This is a genomic window from Acinetobacter sp. CY05, from assembly GCF_059515805.1.
Window position 1 is genome coordinate 19,418 of sequence record NZ_JCAKMW010000022.1, and the last position, 18,294, is coordinate 37,711.

Annotated in this window: 10 protein-coding genes and 1 pseudogene; 9 read left to right on the forward strand and 2 right to left on the reverse strand. The window is 39.5% G+C overall.

What is annotated here, in order from left to right; genetic code table 11:
• Positions 1-3 precede the first annotated feature (3 nt).
• From AC5YCD_RS13175 to AC5YCD_RS13215, 9 genes are all read left to right on the forward strand, one after another.
• Positions 4-1,032 carry an Ldh family oxidoreductase gene (locus AC5YCD_RS13175; protein ID WP_496130466.1) on the forward strand — a complete coding sequence of 343 codons (1,029 nt, stop codon included), beginning with the start codon at positions 4-6 and terminating at the stop codon, positions 1,030-1,032.
• 20 nt (positions 1,033-1,052) lie between these two features.
• Entirely contained in the window at positions 1,053-2,309 is a 1,257-nt protein-coding gene (locus tag AC5YCD_RS13180; protein WP_496130467.1) for a D-amino acid dehydrogenase, read from the forward strand.
• A gap of 540 nt (positions 2,310-2,849) precedes the next feature.
• A complete protein-coding gene (locus tag AC5YCD_RS13185; RefSeq protein WP_496130468.1) occupies positions 2,850-4,595 on the forward strand; it encodes a ShlB/FhaC/HecB family hemolysin secretion/activation protein in 1,746 nt (581 codons plus the stop codon).
• 37 nt (positions 4,596-4,632) lie between these two features.
• Entirely contained in the window at positions 4,633-5,157 is a 525-nt protein-coding gene (locus AC5YCD_RS13190) for a toxin-activating lysine-acyltransferase (RefSeq protein WP_496130469.1), read from the forward strand.
• A 49-nt stretch (positions 5,158-5,206) separates the two neighbouring features.
• The gene (locus AC5YCD_RS13195) at positions 5,207-14,605 is read left to right on the forward strand and encodes a two-partner secretion domain-containing protein (protein ID WP_496130470.1); all 9,399 of its coding nucleotides are present in this window, start codon (positions 5,207-5,209) and stop codon (positions 14,603-14,605) included.
• A 1-nt stretch (position 14,606) separates the two neighbouring features.
• A complete protein-coding gene (locus tag AC5YCD_RS13200; RefSeq protein WP_496130471.1) occupies positions 14,607-14,948 on the forward strand; it encodes a hypothetical protein in 342 nt (113 codons plus the stop codon).
• Between the two features lie 564 nt (positions 14,949-15,512).
• On the forward strand, positions 15,513-15,977 hold the full coding sequence (locus AC5YCD_RS13205; RefSeq protein WP_496130472.1) for a hypothetical protein: 465 nt from the start codon (positions 15,513-15,515) through the stop codon (positions 15,975-15,977).
• Positions 15,974-16,495, forward strand: a complete 522-nt coding sequence (locus AC5YCD_RS13210) for a hypothetical protein (protein ID WP_496130473.1) — start codon at positions 15,974-15,976, stop codon at positions 16,493-16,495. Before AC5YCD_RS13205 ends, AC5YCD_RS13210 begins: the two co-directional genes overlap by 4 nt.
• Positions 16,496-16,692: 197 nt before the next feature.
• The gene (locus tag AC5YCD_RS13215; protein WP_496130474.1) at positions 16,693-16,890 is read left to right on the forward strand and encodes a hypothetical protein; all 198 of its coding nucleotides are present in this window, start codon (positions 16,693-16,695) and stop codon (positions 16,888-16,890) included.
• Between the two features lie 124 nt (positions 16,891-17,014).
• Here the strand turns inward: AC5YCD_RS13215 and AC5YCD_RS13220 are convergent.
• Both AC5YCD_RS13220 and AC5YCD_RS13225 read right to left on the reverse strand, forming a co-directional pair.
• Positions 17,015-17,452, reverse strand: a pseudogene (locus tag AC5YCD_RS13220) (IS630 family transposase).
• A gap of 636 nt (positions 17,453-18,088) precedes the next feature.
• Positions 18,089-18,294 (reverse strand): transposase family protein (locus AC5YCD_RS13225; RefSeq protein WP_496128521.1); only part of this gene is annotated, 206 nt, incomplete at its 5' end.

Sequence of the window (18,294 nt, forward strand, 5' to 3'; positions counted from 1 at the left end):
CATATGGAAATCTCTATTGATACAGCATACGCGTTGAGTTTAGAAATTTTAAACCAAGCTGGATATAGCTTAGAACATGCGCAAACAATCACTGATGTTTTGATGCAAGCTCAGATTGATGATTGTCACTCTCATGGATTGTATCGCTTGTTGAATTGTATTCATTCTTTAGAACAGGGAACTGTTTCTGCAGATGCAAAGCCTGAAATTGAAACCTTAAGTTGTTCGATCATGCGTGTAAATGCAAAAAATGCAATGGTACCTTTATCTTTTGCAAAAGCGATGCCTCAACTTATTGAGCAAGCAAAGCAGGAAGGGATTGCATTGTTGGCAATCAATCATTGTGTACATACCACTGCTTTATGGTATGAAATTGAATTATTGACACAGGCGAATCTGGTTGGATTTGCTTGTACCTCAAATCATGCATGGGTAGTGCCAGAAGGCGGTAAAATACCGATGTTTGGTACTAATCCAATGGCTTTTGGTTGGCCACGCCCAAAGCAAGCACATCCTTTTGTATTCGATTTTTCAACCACTGCTATGGCCCGTGGTGATATTGAACTCTATCGAAAACGTGGAGAGCAGCTTCCGGATGGTTGTGGCGTAGATCAGAACGGTTTACCAAGTAATGACCCTGCAACCATTTTAGATGAAGGTGCGATGAAAACTTTTGGGGCACACAAAGGCTCTGCATTAGCGGCAATGGTCGAGCTTTTAGCGGGTCCACTTATTGGTGATGTTTTAAGCTTGGAAGCCCAGCGTATTGATGCAGGGGCTGGTGGGTCGCCATTAGGTGGTGAGTTTATTGTAGCAATTTCACCGGAAAAAATTCTGGGTAAATATGCGGATCAATATTTTGCAAAAGCTGAAGAATTATTTGATGGCTATCGTGATCAGGGACTGAGACTACCATCAGTTCGTCGTTATCAAGCGAGAGCGCGAAATATGAGTATAGGCACTGTACATCTTCAGGATCATATCTACCAAGCACTTATCAGTTATTTGAACAAGCTCAAGCTTGGCGCTTAAATTTAAAGGAATATTTCAGTATGCATATTATGGTTTTAGGTGCCGGCGTCATTGGTGTAACAACAGCCTACTATTTAGCAAAGTCAGGTTACCAAGTTACTGTAATTGATCGTCAAAAAGGGCCAGCATTAGAAACAAGTTTTGGAAATGCAGGGCAAATCACTCCTGGTTATTCTTCGCCATGGGCTGCACCAGGTATTCCATTGAAAGCAATGAAATGGATGTTTCAATCACACGCACCACTCGCCATTCAGATGACGCGAGATCATTTTCAATATCAATGGATGTTGCAAATGCTAGGGCAGTGTAATGCACAGCGCTATCAGATCAATAAAGAACGGATGGTTCGGATTTCACAGTTCAGTCGTGACTGTTTTGATCAAATGCGTCAAGAAATTAATTTTCACTACGATGCGAGACAACTTGGTACATTACAGATTTTTCGTACTGAACAACAGCTTGAAGCCGTTCAAAAAGATATTAAAATCTTAAAAGCTGAAAACGTGCCACATCGATTGCTGAATGAGCAAGAGTTACTCAACGTTGAGCCTGCACTTGCAAAAGCAGAGGTTAAAATTTTAGGTGGTTTACATCTACAAAGTGACCAAACAGGTGATTGTTATAAATTTACAACGCAGTTAGCTGAGCGCTGTAAGTCTCTAGGCGTGAAATTTATTTTCAACACTGAAATAGAACATCTCTTAGAAGTAAATCAGAAAATTCAAGGTATTCGTCTAACAGATAAACGTATTTTGACGGCTGATCAATATGTGCTTGCTTTAGGTAGCTATAGTCGAGGCCTAACACAACATTTAAAATTGAATTTGCCTGTCTATCCATTAAAAGGATATTCAATTACGACACCGATTGTGAACTCAGATTGTGCACCGGTATCTACTGTACTTGATGATAGTTATAAAGTGGCTTTAACACGCTTTGATGATCGCATTCGTGTAGGCGGTATGGCTGAAATTTGTGGCTTTGATAAAAGATTGAATCCACAACGTGAAAATACCTTAAAGATGGTATTAAGTCAGCTATTTCCACAGGCGAGTCGAATTGAAAAGACACAATTTTGGACTGGCTTTAGACCAACGACACCAGATGGCACACCGATCATTGGGCAAACACATGTTCAGAATTTATGGACCAATACTGGTCATGGCACATTAGGTTGGACAATGTCATGTGGGTCCGCACAATTGTTGGCAGAGTTAATTGCTCAGCGACAACCATCGATTCAAGCAGATGATCTGTCATTTGCACGGTATGCTTAGTTTTTAACTTTAGTATCATTATTAAATTAATCTTTAAACAGCCCTAGATATAATAGGGCTTTGATATTTACGATAGTTGTGACTTAAAGATCCGCCTAGTTAGTAGGAATAGTTTGTGTTACACAAAGGTATGCATATTGGATCTACCCTTAATTAATCAAAATTAAGTGATCATTCGACTATAAGCGTGACCTAATTTTGTGGAAGTTATTTAAGTGTAGTGATGTAATACAATTTGACACCAAAATTTCTAATTATTGATACACTTAAAAGTGGATAATTCACTCATTATTTAATAAATATGTGTTTTATATATCATATTATTTTACAATTCTTATTGTTTAGTATAGCTAAATTTGATTTTTATTTTGTGTTTGTAGTTTTTCAAGTTATTGATATTAAATAATTTAGTTTGAGTATTTTTGTTTAAAATATTGTATTATGCCTATATCTTATTTTTTTGATTGAAAATGCCATTCATTTTTTTCTTGGTTTTGAGACAATAAAAGTGGATATCGATCATAAATATTTAGAATTTTAATGTTGAATTTGAAGTTTAAAAAAAGGGTTTTGGGTTTATTTTTTATATGTTCATGTAGTTCATCTATATTCGCTAATGAGCTTTTAACTGAACCTGTTGTCGTAGATCAGTTTAACCGTCAACTACAACGCGACCAAGCATTGGAAAAGCAGCTTCAGCCTGCTGCCACTGTGCAAACAGGTCTGGAAACAGCATTACAACAACAGCTGCAGCTGCAGTACTTAAAATCCAACAGTGAAGACCTCTGTTTTGAAATAAAAAGATTTATATTAATCGGGGAAAATGCCCGTGAATTCACTTTTGCCATGCGACCAGTTATTGAAGGTGAATACAATTTAATTGGCCGCTGCATTGGTGTGAAAGGCTTAAATCAGGCATTAGATTTAATTCAAAACCGAATTATCAGCCGTGGATTTATTACTACGCGTGTTCTTTTGCCACAGCAAAATATTGCTTCAGGTGAAATTCAGTTGCAGGTGATTGCAGGTAAAGTCGATCAGATTCAATTTGCTGAAGGTACTTCGAAACGTGCACATCAGTTCAATGCGCTACCGGTTAAAACTGGCGATATCTTAAATATCCGTGATATTGAACAGGGCTTGGAAAACTTTAAACGTGTACCGACTGTAGAAGCTGATTTTAAAATTCATCCCTCTGCTCAGCGTAACGAACCTGGCTATAGTGACTTGGAGCTGGCTTGGAAGCAGTCTAAGCCATACCGCATTCATTTAGGTATAGATGACGCTGGTTCGGAATCGACAGGTAAATACCAAGGTACGGCAACGCTTTCCTTAGACCATCTTTTTACTGCAAATGATCTGTTCTTTGCTAGCTATAACCATGATTTGGGCGGAGGTGATTCCGGCAAGCGTGGCTCAGACGGCTATTACCTCAGTTATAGCATTCCTCTGAATTACTGGCTGCTCAGCACGAGCTTAAGCCAGTCGGATTATCACCAGAATGTGGTCGGTACGAATCAAAGCTATAAATACAGTGGAGAAAGTAAACTGATCAATGTGGATATATCACGTGTGATTTATCGTGATGCACACCGTAAAACCACAGCCTCTTTCGGCGGTTGGGTGCGTGAATCAAAAAACTTTATTGAAGATGTCGAAGTAGAAGTACAACGCCGCAAAACCGCGGGTTGGCAGGCAAGTTTGGCGCATACAGAATATTTGTCTAATGCAACGCTGAATGGTGCAGTGACCTATAAGCGTGGTACAGGTGCATTTTCAGCGATGGCGGCGCCAGAGGAAGACTTTGGTGAAGCCTATACGCATGTTGGCATCTGGCAAGCCAATGCCAGCTTGCAAGTGCCGTTTAAAGTAGGTAATCAAAATCTGCAGTATTTAGCAGAATGGCGCATGCAACACAGCCAAAAACCGCTGACGCCGCAAGACCGTTTTTCTATTGGTAACCGTTATACCGTGCGCGGTTTTGATGGCGAGCAGACTTTAATGGCAGACAATGGCTTTTTAGTTCGCAATGAATTGAGTGGCTCAATGTTCAAACTGCCGATGCAGTGGTATGCCGGCGTGGACTATGGCGAAGTGGGTGGACAAACCGCACATCAGCCAAATCCTTTAGTCGGTACCAGCCTGATGGGTGCTGTCGTAGGCTTGCGCGGACAAGTGCTGAAGTCGGTCAGCTATGATATTTTTGCTGGTGCACCGCTGAAAAAACCAGATGGCTTTAAAACCGATGATTACACCACGGGCTTTAGCCTGAACTGGATGTATTGATTCAAGACATGACTGAATTAGAAATTGGTTTATTTAGATGAAATTTGAAAATGTAGATGTCATTTCGCCAGCACTTTTTCCAACGGAGCAATGGAATGAGGCTGAAGTCTTAGGCGCGATGACTTGGCTATGGTTTGTATCTGAAAATTGTAAACATTTATCCGTTTCAGATCTTGCTTTACAGATGCTACCCACTATTAAAAGCCGTCAATTTGCAGTTTTTAGTCAAAATTCTCAGCCATTAGGCTATATCTCATGGGCAAATCTGGACGCAAATCAAGAGGCGCAATACGTTCATTCTGAGCGTTGGATCTATACACATCCCAATTGGAATAGTGGAGATCGAATGTGGCTAATTCATTGGTTCGCGCCTCATGGGCAAAGTAAATTAATTAAACGCATCATTGAAAACTATTTATTCCCAAAACAATGTGTTAGAGCGCTATATCACAAAGGTGATATTCATGGACTAAAAGTCATGAATTTTCACGGGAAATTGGTTGAAAAAGTGGTAGCCAATGCTTGGATTAAGCAACATCCTATTTTAGCTAAAATACATTAAATCAATGAATTGAAACATAATTGAATATTAAGAAATAAGGCACACTATCATGAATAAGAATCGCTATCGCATTATTTTTAGCCAAGCTCGTGACATGTTTATCGCAGTTGCAGAAATTGTAAAAGGCAAAACCAAAGCAACTGGACAAACTAAAGCTTCAGGTGATGGCGATTCAGAACAAACCGCATCCTTGATGATAAATAATTATAAAAAATTAAACCCATTGAATTTTGCTGTGGTTAGCTTACTCGGCGCTGTGGTTTATACTTTACCGCTCAGCAGTATGGCGAATACACAAATTATTGCCGACAAATCAGCACCGAGTTCACAGCAGGCGACAGTGCTGAACAGCAGCAATGGCCTTACTCAAGTCAATATTCAAACGCCAAGTGCTGGCGGGGTTTCGCGAAATACCTATAGCCAATTCGATGTTGGGCAAGAAGGTGCGATATTAAACAACTCGCGCAATAATATGCTGACTCAGCTGGGTGGATGGGTACAAGGTAACCCTTGGCTTGCAAAGGGCGAAGCTAAAGTTATTCTCAATGAAGTGAATAGCAGTAATCCAAGTCAGCTAAAAGGCTATTTGGAAGTGGCGGGCAAGTCGGCACAGGTGGTGATTGCCAATCCATCGGGTTTGGTTTGTGATGGCTGCGGCGTGATTAATGCTGACCGCTTCAGCTTGGCAGCGGGCCAAGCCGTAGTGAATCAAGGTTATTTGGAATCATTCCGTGTACGTGATGGACAGGTGACGATTGAAGGCAAAGGCCTTAATGGCAGCTTAACGCCGTATACTGACATTTACGCACGTGCACTGAAGGTGAACGCTGGACTGTATGCCAATGCGCTCACCACGGTGCTGGGGCAAAATGATATTCATGTCAAAGATCAAACTGCACTTAAAGTTGACGCAATCAATGGTCAGTCTACTACACAAACTACAACGCCTGATTTTGCATTAGATGTTGCGCAGCTAGGTGGCATGTATGCAGGCAAGATATTCTTGGTGGGCACAGAGGCAGGCTTGGGTGTACGTAATGCAGGCTCGATCAATGCCACTGAAAATCAGCTGACTTTGAATGCCAATGGTGATTTGGTCAATACAGGCAACATCATTGCGAATAAAGATCAAATCGCCATCCAAGCGCACAATGTGGCTAACAGCGGCAACATTAGTGCAAAAAGCAAAATTCAAGTGGATGCGATAGACATTCAGAATAGTGGATTAATTGCGACCAGTGATGCACTCAAGCTCAATGCTCAGGTAAATATCAATAACGATACTGGGGTAATGAATGCGGGGAGAATTAATCTTAGTGCACAGAATTTAAGTAATGCCAAAGGTCAAATACAGCAAACGGGACAGCAAGAGCTTAATATCACAGCTAAAACTTTGGATAATCGCCAAGGTGTGATTGGGCTAGCGACGAAAGACAATACAGCAGGCAATCAAACAGGCACAACGGCACCGCCTGTCACAAACCCAGAGCAAAATTCATCTGCACAAGACAGCAGTTCGATTACGGTTGCTGAGCCTATTGATTTAACACCAAAAACATTTGATGCAGGTCAAATTCAAATTGCCCAAGGCATTCACAATGTGTCAGGACAAATTTTAAATAATGCGGATATTGGCCTGAGCATACAGGACAGTATTATAAATAATGGCGGTGCAATCCAGCTGCCTGAATTGCAGTTCAATGGACAAAGCTTTGAAAACCAAGATGGACAACTTATTGCTCAAGTGGTGAATATCACTGCACATAATGTTGATAACCAGAAAGGTTCCGTGATTGCAGGCGAAAGCTTTGATCTTAATGCTGTGCAAGTGAACAATACATTAGGACGCTTGCAAAGCAGCAAGAATCTTAGTTTAAAAACAGCGGGGCTTGAAAATAGCCAAGGCCAAATTGTCGCGGGGCAGCAATTAAATATTGATGCTTCACAGCTGAATAATAGTAAAGGCATTATTGCCTCTGCTGAGAGCGATGCGGTCCTGAATGCGGACCATTTAAATAATGCCGAAGGTGAAATTTTAGCGCAGAATCTTCAGCTTACAGCACAGCAGCTCTTAAACCAGCAGGGCAATATCTACGCTGCACAAAATGCGCAAATTGAGGCCGCTGATGCAGACAATAGCAATGGGCAAATTGCAGCTGAACAAGCGCTTAAGATCAATACGCAGTTAAATGCACTGAACAACCAAAACGGAAAGATGATCGCCAATGCGGTTGAATTAAACACAGGCCTATTAAATAACCAAGCGGGTCTCATCCAAGGGAAGCAGTCGGTTAAAATTGATACCAATAACAATGCTTTAATTAACAAAGATTCGGGCAGTACCTCAGGCATACTCAGCCAAGGCATCTTAGACCTTGCCCATGTGAGCCAGCTTGATAACAGCAAGGGTTATATGGCCTCTGTTGGTTCAGCGCAAATAAGCGTACAGAACCTCAATAACAAGGCGGGTCAAATCAGCAGCCAAACCGATTTAAACATCCAGCAGCAAACAGCGGGCGGACGAATTGACAACACCGCTGGACAAATCCAAGCCCAGCAAAATATTGATTTGAATGCAGACACGATTAATAACAGTGGAGCAGGAAGCCATATTGCTGCAGGCGAAAAACTGACTGCATCAGCTAATCAAGTACTCAATGCGCAAACCAAAGATGCAGCTGCCATTGGCGGTTTTGATGCAAAAAATATTGAGATCACTGCAGCCGAGTTGGATAACCAATCTGGCGTGATTCGTGTGACGGATCAAGCCAATTTAAACCTAAGCGAGCAGCTGAATAATCAGTTAGGCACGCTGAGCAGCCTCAATGCTTTAAATATTGGCACATCAAATAAAACACTCAGCGTGAATAATGCAGGCGGAGAGCTGTTGGCGAAAAACCAATTGAATCTCAAAGCGAATGAACTGATGAATCAGGGGGAAATCATCAGTGAAGGCAATATTGATATTGATCTGAAACAAAGCTACACCCATACCCAAGATGACCAAATCTTAGCGAATGGGACATTGAAGCTGAATACTGAAAATAATCTCGTGAATCAGTCTGAACTGAGCGCGGGTCAAAAATTAGAATTAAGCGCGAAAAATATCCGCAATGAAACAGGCGCGAGTCTTTCAGCGAATGACACGCATTTAACCGCACAAGATACGGTTCATAACCAAGGTTTAGTGAATGGTGAACTCACCCATATTCAAGCCAATAAAGTGTGGAATGATGGAGCCCGTATTTATGGCAGCCATGTGGCGATTCAAGCACATACCTTAGACAACAAATCAAATGCTGCCGGTATAGGGGCAGTGATTGCCTCACGCGGAGACATGGATTTAGGGGTGAAAGCACTCAATAATCAGTCAGGCGGGGCTGTCAAAGAGAAAGCACAAGACAATGCTTGGATCTTTAGCGCAGGCGATTTAAATATCGGCGGCAGTTTAGATCTAAATCTGAAAGCCCAAGGCAGTGCGGATCAAATTTATAATGGTAGTGCGAGAATTGAATCACTTGGAGATATGTATTTAGGTGCCAAACAGATTCAAAATAGCAATGAAAACTTGGTGATTGAACTGATTGAAAAGTCCCGAGAAAAAATAACTGAATATGAAAAAAATGGGCAGCGTTGGGATTCGAAAGTCATTAAGCTTACAGATAGCGGCGATGCTGATAATGCGGTACTGTGGGTACCTGAAGTTGAAGGCGGTGAAGCGACGAAGGAAATAGGTGAGGACTGGACACACTATATTTATACCAACATCCATAGTGAAGAAGAAGTTCAGTCGACGAGTCCAGCTCAAATCATTGCTGGGGGGAACCTTAGCTTTGACGCTAATACTTCATTTCATAATAAAGATAGCCAGGTGCTGGTTGGTTTAGCAATTACCAACGGATTGGATAAAATTAATAATGATAACAACACAGATCTGCATCGTGTGGATGCGGTTGCCTCAGGCGGATACAGTCAATGGCATACCGTAGGCTGGAATACAAAAGGAACAGAACATCGCAATAAATGGGGAGATAAAGTGACTTATCAGCCAGCCCCAGTTGCTACAGTTTTACCGATTAAACTAGGAGTAGTGAAAGAATATACTCAAAGTCAGGGCAATATCGATCCGACTGAACAGCTGAATACCCAAACGGTACAACGTAATATTGATGCGGCCAATACAGTGGTGACGGCGCCATTGACCAGCCAGCAGCCTGAAAGCCAAGATGTGAGCATCAGAACAGTCACACAAGATCATTTAACCTTGCCTAGTAATGCGTTATATATCACTGCAAAAGGTAGCCAAGCGCAATATATCGTTGAGACTGATCCAGCATTTGCCAATTATAGAAACTGGTTATCATCAGACTATATGTTGGATGCGTTGGGGCTTGATCCAGCGATGCAGCAAAAACGAATGGGTGATGGTTTTTATGAACAGCGTTTAGTACAAGATCAAGTTGCTCAGCTCACAGGTTTCCGTTTCTTAGAAGGCTATGGTTCCGATGAGGAGCAATACAAAGCTTTGATGAACAATGGATTATCATTTGCTAAACAGTATGGATTACGTGTAGGGGTTGCACTGTCAGAAGCACAGATTGCTCAGTTGACCAGCGATATTGTCTGGCTAGAAGAGAAAACAGTAAAACTTGCAGATGGAACCACAGCTAAAACACTAGTGCCACAAGTCTATGTTAAAGCTCGAGTGGGGGATTTAAAAGGTGATGGCACACTCATATCTGCAAACTCAATCGATTTAAAAGTACAAGGAAACGTGTTCAATTCAGGTACGATTGCAGGTCGTCAAGCAGTTGTTTTAAGTGCTGACAATGTTGAATTGCTGAATGGCCGAATTCAGGCCAATCAAGTCGGGATTACCACTCAAAAAGATTTAAATATTGTTGGTGGTCAGATCCAAGCAGAAAAAACGGTAGATTTAAATGTTGGTGAAAACTTTAACTTAAGCAGTTCAATTCAAAACAGTCAAAACATATTCGGTGAGAGTACCTTTACATATACAGGCATAGATCGTTTAGCTGGAATTTATACTAAAACAGCATTGAATCAATTATGTACAGATACTGAAAATTTAACCCAAACCATTACAATCCGTGTGGGTAGCGATGCCAAATTAGTGGGTTCGGAAATTCAGAATGCCAATGGTCAAACGTCTATCCAAAGCCAAGGCGATTTAACGATTGGGGCAATTCAGACAAGTACGATCAACAAAGGTTATGCAAACGAAAAGAATTATAACTATTCCACTACCCAAGCTGATCAAGGTACTTCTATTCACAGTCAAGGCACGGTTGAGTTAAAGGCAAATCAAATTGCTGGCAAAGCTGTCGATCTTGCAAGTAAACAAGGTGATATTGTACTGAATGCACAGCACGGTATAAAACTTGAGAATGGCGAGGATTTGAAAGCAACTGATGTCGCTATGTCTGCTAAATCAGGAGGCATATTGGCACGGAGTACTGAGCGCAATGACATTTCGAAATCTAGTCAATCAATTGCGAACCAACTCAATGCAGGTGGAAATATTGTATTCAATACTGAGCAAGGTGATATCACAGCAACACATTTGAAAGCAGATGCTGGTGAAACAATTCAAATCCAAGCTAAAAATGGTGTTGTGACTTTAAACTCTGCACTAAATGAAACAAGCCAAAGTAGTACATCTGCAAATACAAACTTCGCAACCTATAAAAACCGTCAAACAGGTTATATCGACCAAGAAGTTACACAAACCCAACTCACCGCTGGCAAAAATGTTGATATCAATGCAGGGAAAAATATAGAACTACAAGCTAATGATGTTAAAGCAGGACAAAGTATCTATGTTGGGAATACATTGATGCAACGCCAAGCCAATGGCACATTAAAAGCAGTAGATGGCTCATTGATGCCTGAAAATGTGACACTTAGTAGCTTAGAAACCCATGACCAACAATGGGATGAGCAGCAGAAGGGCTATCGTGGAATTGTTAAAGATTTAGTCAAAGTAACTGCAATTGGATTAGCTGGCATAGAGGCATTAGCACCTGGCTTAAAAGTTGGAAAAATAACAGTGGGTGAGTCAAAAAGCTCAAGAGGAGAGCAAACACAACACACTGGAACAAGCTTAAATGCCGACAATGTCTATGCCGGATCTGCAGGTCAAACGACATTAACCAGTACCGATATTGCAGCAAAAAATACAATAATTTCAGGTCAACAAGTCACGCTGAATGCTGCTGAAGAACAGAATATTTCAGAGCATTCACAGAGCAAAGAAACGATTGAAGGCTTGGGTGTTAAGCTGAATAAAGACAATATTCGTTTAGGCGGATTTGTCAGTGAAGATGTGACGACAAGTAGTAAAAGCACAGAAACAACGCATAAGACAGGTTCAATCCAAACAGAAAATCTTAAAATTCAAGGTACTGATGGCGTAGATATTTTAGGTCAGGAAATTACAGCGACAGGTGATACTGTTATTGATCATGGCCGTGGTGAACTCAATATTGGCGGTTATGAAAATAAAACCACGGTTGAAGACAAAACACATACCGAAACCATCAGTACAGAGGTTGGTGTACGCAATGCCTACCTCGATGCTGCTTTGGCCGTTGTCGTTGTTAAAGATGCAGCAAAGGCATTGTCCGATACCAAAGATGCTTACAGCCAAGCACAGCGTGACCATGCTACAGGAAAAATTACCAAAGATGCTTTGGATGACAGCAAAGCGAATGTTGCAATGGCGACAGCAAATTTGGCGAGTGCGCAAATTGCTGTAGGTGCAGCTGCGGCTGCAGCCGCTGCGAGCACTGCAACCTATGGTTTTACCATTGGAGCGAATGGCGAACGTATTGAAACAACAACTACAACCAATACGCTGCAAGGTGAATGGCAGGGCAGTCATCTGGATTTAAATAATCTGAGACTGACATCTGAGAATCAGGATGTGAATATTCAGGGCAGCCGTGTATCTGCAACAGGTATAACCAGCTTTGACGGTACAAAAGATTTGAATGTGAGTGCTGGAACCGAGCATGGATCACAGGACAGCAGTAGTAAAACCAACAGTCAAAGTGTGAGTTATACCTATGGTGGCGGTGGTGGCGCTTCAATTGGTAAGCAAACCAGCAAATCACAAAGTGAAAGCCTAACGCATGTAAACAGTCAAGTTGAGCTGAACCAAACAGCTGGCAGTATTAACAAGCTGAATATTCAGGGTGGCGAGGTTTCTATTGCAGATCGCGGTAGCTTGAAAGTCAATGAAATTCATGTAGAAAGCTTGCAGGATACAGCGACTAGAAGTAATAGCAGTAAAGGTGGTTCGATTGGTGCAGGCTTTGGTTCAAGTGGTTTAAGTAACGTTTCAGCGGGTTATAACCAAAATAAAGGGAATAGTGACAGTGCTTGGGTAAATGTCACCAGTAAACTTTTAATTGGAAATGCACAGAACAATGCCGACCTAGATGCGATGGGTGTTAAAAACGTCACCAATATTGGTGGTGTAATTGCCAATGCAACTAAGAATAGTGATGGCACACTGACTGATCATGGCAAACTGAATTATACAGGTGCATTAGAACTCAAAGATATCGAAGACCACAACTATAACAGTAGCAGTGGCTTTAATGTATCAACGAGTATTGGTATTCCACAAAAAGGAACTAAAGAAGCCGCTAATCATCCCAAAGGTTCGACCACCATTGGTTTAAATAGTGGCGGGCAAGAAACAGAACAACTGACCAAGGCAACCTTAGGTCAAGGTACTGTGACGAATGTGACAGATATCACCAACCGTGATATCAACAACACGCAAGAAATTACTCGTGACCAAGTGACAGGCATGTTGAATGGTTCTGTAACTGTGGATAATCGTTTACTCACTGAAAGTGGTCGTGCTGAGATTATACAACAACAGAAAGATTTGCCAGAGAACTTTAGACAAAGTGCTGAAAACATTATCAAAGCATTGCCTGATAATACCTATAAACAACGTGCTTTAAGTTCGCTAAATAATATTCAGGCAGGATTGGCTAATAACCCTGAAATGTTAGCGAAAGGTGGCGATGAAGTTTATGAAGGGTATAAAGAATTTATACGTCAAGGTGGAGAGCCAGAACAGTACGAAGCCTTATTAAATAAAGAAATCTTACCACTTGCGAAAGAGCTAAATGATACAGCCAAACAAACATTGAATGAGATTCAGCAACAAATTGCTGAAGAATATCAAGTCAGTGATGATACAGCTCGTTCAATTGTACGTCAGGTTTTAACGGCAGCTAGTCAGCAAGAGGTATCTAATAGTACAGTTGAAGCAGCTGAGCTTGATCCGAATCAACCGTATAAAGGAACATTTGTATTACCAACAATCGTAGTTACAGCAAAAGGTGTTGCAGTACTTGTTCAGGGGGTACACGGTAATGAAGCGAGTATTGCTGGTGAAAATGTAGTTAAAGTCATCGATGGAAGTAACTTAGCAATTCAGCTCTTTGATCAAAGTGCGGCAGTAAGTTATAAGGTAAATGATGCGATAGGGAAAACAGGAATTGATCCTGAAACAGCAGGATTAGCCTTGTCTTTAGCCTTTGGTGGGCCAATTGGATTAGCGAAAGACCTAATAGTTGATACTGTAGCTGGAGGTCAAATAGCACAAGCTGGTGATGCTCTTAAAAATGAAGTTACGGCAGTTGTCAGAGATACTAGCTATGATACAGTTTCTGGCTATACTTCAGATAGTACAAAGCAACAGTTATCAAATCTGAATGACCCCGTATCACAAACAGCCTTACAAGTTTCTGAGCAGTTACAACGTACCAAAGATGGCGTAGGCTTCTTAGCTGGAGTATTAGGCATTGGTGGTGCTGCGAAGACAACTAGGATTGATGGTCAAGATGTTAAGGTTTCGAAAACTAATTTCGAGATAGATATAAGCCAAAACAATAAACATACCGAAGTTATTGACTTTGAAAAGTCAAAACAGAAAGGTACACCTGAAAATCAGATGGTAAATAATTTAAAAGCGAATAATAATTATGAGTTATCAAACGGCACGAAATTTAAGACTAATGAGTATGGTCATGTTGAAGAAATTAGTTTCAAGCCTGATTTTGATAATAAAGGTGTTAGAGATAGTCGACAAACAGCAGTTGGAAAATTAGGTAAGGAAAGAGACGTTGGTGGACACATCCAAGGTTGTGCTATGGGCGGAACATGTGATCGCTATAACTTATTCCCACAAGATGCAAATTTCAATAATTCTGCTTATAAGGTTTATTTTGAGAATATTCTGAAAAAAGCAGACAAAGAAGGGAAAACTATTGATAATGTAACTGTTAAATTTACACGTGATGATCTGAGTTCGGTACGACCAGATAAATTAGAAGTTACCTTTCTTATTAATGGAAAACCAACAAGAGAAACCTTTGTGAATACTGCTGGTGGAGGAAAGTAGAGTGGATAAGCAGTTAGAAATATTAAATGAGTTAAGCAGTATTTTGCATTTTTCAACAGAGATTAAATATGATTCAGCTCATTTAGAGTATAAGTTTAATCCAGAGGAACAGTGGAATTCTTTTTCTATTTGGTATGAGAAGAATCAACAGAATTATAGCCCTGATAATTTTGACAAAATTAGCAATGAAGCCCAAGAGTTATGTAGAAAGTTACATAATGAAATGCAGTCTCATACAGGTGGGGACTGGAGAAAATTTATTTTGACAATTGATGAAACAGGTCAAGCTAAAACTCAATTTATATATGAAATACAATCTTGTATGGATCAATTTAGAGAGTGATCTTTTAGAAAAATAAGTACGTTATTAAAACCCACTTAATTTTAGGTGGGTTTTTTGCGTCGTTCCACCGTTGCAAGATGGAATGCCAAACAGGTTGGCTTATGATTTATAAAGAAAATTATTCAGTTGTGAACTTAAACTTACTCAGGCTAAATTATTTAAAATTAATATTCACTTATGGCTCGTAGTCTATATAAATTTTAAGATTATCAATATCCTCACTTTATGACATATACGATTGTGCATTGTTTACCTATATTTTCAAGTCCACATACAGTAAATATTATTATGGACATCTATTCTTGTTTCATCTGGACATTTTAAATGGTTTATCGCATAGACATTTTAATTGGTGAATAACACTAAAGCGTCCAAGTAAGACAGGAATCTCTGTTCACTTCTCTGTGAGATTTAGTGTCCATTAAAATAAGAATACGCAAGCTATACACGTGGAACTTTACCAGATAATGCAGACATCATTAAGCATGGAGGTAAAGCATGGCTTAATCTTATTGCAAGTGCTATTCCAGTATCTGGAGGATATAGAGTTTATCAAGGTGGTAAATGGATATTTTTTCGCTATCACAGACAAAAAAATTAAATGAGGCCGCAAAGGCTGCTGGGTTTAACGGAGCAATTTCAGGTACTATCTCAGCCGTATCAGGTGATGATAAAGAAGGTATTATGGCTAATACAGTCGCGGGTGCTGGATTTGGTAGTGTTTCATCAATTTTTAAGCCATTACAAATGCTTAAGGGGCAAGTTATTGGAGGAGTTTCAACCAATCTTATAGCCCAACAGGTGGCAAATACTCATAGGCAAGACAATGGAAAAGAGTCTTTAGATATGAACTGTACAAATGCTATCGCAGCAGGAATTATTAGTGATTCAACTAAGAAGCTTGAAGGAATCGGATTAGATTACAGACAGCCAGTAGTTATTGGATCTACTGCAGCCCTTAATGCAACCACGACTGGTAATAAACCTAACAAAAAACCATCGACTAGTAAACAAGAGGAAAAGAAATGAGTCGAAAATTATTAGAGAGTGATAATTACTATAACGATCGAAATATTAAAGGTTCATTTAATACTAATTTTATTCTATATTTTTTTCTTGCTATATTATCTTTTTCTATAGGTTGTTATATATTTGATATGGAAATAGATTTTATTGTTGGTGTAAATAAAGATACATTTGATTATTTTGTAAGTATTTTACTATATTTTTTTTCTATGTTTTATATACCAAAACATTATTTTTTTAAATTATATTTATACTTGGGAGTGGTTTTTAAGATTAGATATAATGAAGAGTCTGTTGAAATAAATACTTTATTTTTAAGTACGAAAATTAGAAATTTTGAAATCTATAAGGGTGCTTATGCTTATGCAAAAAATATGAGATTTTTATGGATCAAAGGTACTGTTTATCAAAAGAATGAGGAGCCAATTTTTGTTAATAATGGAGAAAATTATACGATTCATGATATAGACCGGAACAAATATTATCTAATTACTTTGGTAAAAAAAGAAAGTGAAATTTAAGTTTCTCTAAAATTAACCATGAATTATAGGTATAGCTAGACCATATCCTTTGGTTACAATATTTTTAAATTTAAGTATTTAATATCAATATCTTGGTTATTTTAAATTGTAGCCTAAAACTTCAATTCAAGTTGTATTGTTGCTTTAATAGACTAAAGATCATCTCTATTTTATTCCATGTCACAACAAGTTATGGCATGTCAGAACCCACTGCTTCAAGAATTGTCCGCCATGTAGAGGACTACCTGATCAAGTCCAATTTATTCAATTTGCCAAAGCATCTGCCTGAAGGCGAAGGGATTGACTGGAATGTGGTGATTGTAGATGCCACAGAAATTCCAATCCAAAGGCCTAAAAAACAGAAGAAAAGCTATATAGCCAAGTATAAAATATAAGCTACATCATCTTAAATGCAATATCCAAATCGTCCGGAAGTATTTTATTGTTCTGAGCAATGATATGTCTAACCTTACTTTTTAGGACAGACCATGCTTTTTCCACTGCATCTTACGCTGCACCTCAAGTAGTGCTTGAGCTTTGCTCAGGATTTAGATCAGGACTATATGCAGGTAGATAAACAACTCTTGTTTGATATCGTGCCGCTAAGTCATCGACTATGCTGCCTTTATGAATTGATACATTGTCTAGAATCAGCAAATAATACTTAGTCTGATCATCCTTTTGCTTTAAATCCCGCAACAAATATTCCAACCAGCACACAAAAATATTCTGATCGCATGAGCCTTGAAATACTAAAGGTTAAATAAACTTGAATGGCGCACTTGATCTGACAGCACTGATCAAACTGAGTCTCGTGCCATGCCCACCGGACTTTAAAGTATGACAGCGCTCGCCTCTTGGAGACCAGCCATATTCTGCGGTTTCATTAGTATTGATGCCTGATTCATCGATATAAAGAATGTGATCCTCACCATATTGCGCTTTCCACTGCGGCAAACACTATTCAAATGCTTCAAAGGCTTGCACGTCCAAAATCTTTGAGGGACGTCCTACAGTGGAGATTTAGGCTGTTGGAGCTGACTGGTCTGCTGTTCGAGCAGGATCCAATCATCGAGTGTAGTTCTAGTAATATTAAATATTTCGCACGTCTTCGATTTATGCTTTGACTCTTTATAAAACTGCATGGCTTTTTCGCGTAGATCGACAGAATATGTTTTGGTATGATCTTAAAGGTTAGAGTTTTTTCTATTGTAGCTTATCTTAAGTTTTTAGCTATAGTGACGGAAGTGCAACGCATATTTGAGCGCATACTGTCTTAGGTGCGGTAATTGTAGCTCTTCTACTTTTTAATATTTATATGGTAAAGAAGCCAAAGACTTAACTCCAGATTAAAAAGGTACGGTAAGTGCAATTACTGGTTTAGTTGCATTGGGTGTAGAGTACAAGCACTAGTGATGTGGTTTCGACCGTGCACAATACGAAAAGTGCGCAGAATACGGTGGAGAATAATCAAATAACAGTGCCTTTTTTTATTAATAAGGACGGGGAAGAGCTTTAAATCGTTATCTATAAAAACAGATACAGAAGATGGTTAAATAGTAGGTTAACACATTAGACCTCTTGCGAAAGTGGTTATTGCAAGTTTATTCGGTTTACCAGTGCAGCAATTAAGTTAATGCGTAAACCGAATCTTTTCCGTCTATTTCGATAACGTTCACTTAATATTCTAAATGTTTTCAATTGACTATTGATGTGTTCGATCACAACTCGTATTTTTCCAATCAGTTTATTGTACTTTTTCTCAACACTAAATAACGGGAAATTCTTCTTTTTCTTTA

Excerpts from the sequence above, each read along its gene's own strand:
- AC5YCD_RS13205 (WP_496130472.1), top strand. The coding sequence starts at position 15,513 with ATGGATATTTTTTCGCTATCACAGACAAAAAAATTAAATGAGGCCGCA.
- AC5YCD_RS13190 (WP_496130469.1), top strand. The coding sequence starts at position 4,633 with ATGAAATTTGAAAATGTAGATGTCATTTCGCCAGCACTTTTTCCAACG.
- AC5YCD_RS13195 (WP_496130470.1), top strand. The coding sequence starts at position 5,207 with ATGAATAAGAATCGCTATCGCATTATTTTTAGCCAAGCTCGTGACATG.
- AC5YCD_RS13185 (WP_496130468.1), top strand. The coding sequence starts at position 2,850 with ATGTTGAATTTGAAGTTTAAAAAAAGGGTTTTGGGTTTATTTTTTATA.
- AC5YCD_RS13215 (WP_496130474.1), top strand. The coding sequence starts at position 16,693 with ATGTCAGAACCCACTGCTTCAAGAATTGTCCGCCATGTAGAGGACTAC.
- AC5YCD_RS13175 (WP_496130466.1), top strand. The coding sequence starts at position 4 with ATGGAAATCTCTATTGATACAGCATACGCGTTGAGTTTAGAAATTTTA.
- AC5YCD_RS13180 (WP_496130467.1), top strand. The coding sequence starts at position 1,053 with ATGCATATTATGGTTTTAGGTGCCGGCGTCATTGGTGTAACAACAGCC.
- AC5YCD_RS13210 (WP_496130473.1), top strand. The coding sequence starts at position 15,974 with ATGAGTCGAAAATTATTAGAGAGTGATAATTACTATAACGATCGAAAT.